Source organism: Streptomyces radiopugnans, from assembly GCF_900110735.1.
Taxonomy (GTDB): domain Bacteria; phylum Actinomycetota; class Actinomycetes; order Streptomycetales; family Streptomycetaceae; genus Streptomyces; species Streptomyces radiopugnans.
In genome coordinates this window covers 1-1,483 of the sequence record NZ_FOET01000036.1, presented here as the reverse complement: position 1 = coordinate 1,483, position 1,483 = coordinate 1, and the positions used below count along the sequence as shown (strand labels likewise).

The 1,483-nt window shown below is 70.9% G+C and carries 2 protein-coding genes and 1 pseudogene; all 3 read right to left on the bottom strand.

Annotated features, from left to right (window positions below):
- Positions 1-454 (bottom strand): annotated as a pseudogene (locus BMY40_RS27330) (alpha/beta hydrolase); the annotation flags it as partial.
- Positions 455-731: 277 nt separating this feature from the next.
- Positions 732-1,088 carry a hypothetical protein gene (locus BMY40_RS27325; RefSeq protein WP_093663455.1) on the bottom strand — a complete coding sequence of 119 codons (357 nt, stop codon included), beginning with the start codon at positions 1,086-1,088 and terminating at the stop codon, positions 732-734.
- Positions 1,078-1,483: hypothetical protein (locus BMY40_RS28200; protein ID WP_177214159.1), on the bottom strand; the 406-nt coding region annotated here is incomplete at its 5' end. The genes BMY40_RS28200 and BMY40_RS27325, both read right to left, overlap by 11 nt.

Sequence of the window (1,483 nt, the reverse complement as noted above, 5' to 3'; positions counted from 1 at the left end):
GACCACCGACGATCGCGACCACCACCACGACCATCCCGACGTACTCCGTCGAGGTCTGACCACCCTCCGAACACCGCAACCGCAGCATCCGCGCCGCGGAGAAGGACCGCCGCGGGGCCCTCCGCTCCCGTGCCAGGGCGAACCAGGAGCGCGCACGCGGCGTCGAGAGCAGCGCCGCCACCAGCAGCGGCAGCAGGATGTGGACCGGCCCCCACCACAGGCCGTCCCCGGTGTTCTGCCACGCCCGGACCAGCACCCAGGCCTGCACGGGGAAGACGCCCGCCCATGCCCGGCGCCCGGCCGTCCGCATCCCGCCGGCCAGCAGGACCCCGGCCACCCCGGGCACCAGGGCGTACACCGCCTCCCGGCCCGCCGCACCGGCTGCCGCGTCAGCGACCGACAGACCGAGCAGCGCGAGGAGCACGAGCCTCGCCGCGACCACCGCGCTCGGCATCGGTGTGCGCCCGGCGTACCCATGGTCCGAAGGCGCTGAGGATACGAGTCCCGACATACCGGGGAGGCTATTGGGCAGCCCCCGGGGAAGCATGGGCCCGGGGGCCCAAAGCCGGGCCCAACTCCCTTTTCGCTATGCGGTTTTGCCACGCGTCAGCCGTACCGGAGACGCTGCCGTGCTCACCGCCGTCATCGACCGTCCCCGTTCCCGTCCCGTTCCCGGACAGGCCGGCCGGCCTGCGGCTTCGGCCGGCTGCCACAGCTTGTGGCAGCCGTCATCACCCCACGCGCCGCAGCCCTTCGGGGGTGATGGCCAGCCACCACAGGGCGCCGAACGGTTCCCAGCCGACCGACTCGCAGCCGTCGACGAACCGCCGCACCTGCTCCCCGACCGGGGAGCTCCACGCCTCGAAGCCGCTCTCGCCCAGGTCTCCGAGTTCCATCAGGTGCTCCTCCAGCAGGACCTCCAGCAGAGCGACGGCGACCTGCCTGAAGTCCTCCCCCGACCGTTTCGCCTCCTCCCTGGCGTGCCAGAGCAGCATGTCGACCGGAATCCAGTCGTCGGCCGCTTCGGCCAGTACGCGGTCCACGAGTCCGGCGCGGCCGCCGGCCTCGTCCTTCTCGTCAGCTCCCATGGCCTATGTGCACCTTCTTCGGCTTCTGCCCCGGTGGGAAGATGTCGATCGTCTCACCGCCGGACGCCGAGGTCTTCCGCCACTGGATGACCGTGCCGTCCTCCAGCCTGTAGACGTCCGGGATCTTCTCACCGCGCGGGGGGAGCTTCTCGGCGTCCTTCGTCCACTCGTCGAAGTGCTTCCGGAGCTCGCCGACGTCCTCGACCACCTTGACCGACCCCTTCTGCTTGCCGTCCGGCAGCTTGTCGAAGGACTCGCTCCAACTGCAGTTGTGGACCAGGGCGTTCTCGGTTCCGACGCCCACGTAGTAGGTGTGGATGTCCTCGATGGACAGGTCGTGGGTGCGCTGCCGCCGCTCGTAGCGCTCGACCTCCACCACCCGCAGAGCCGCTCCC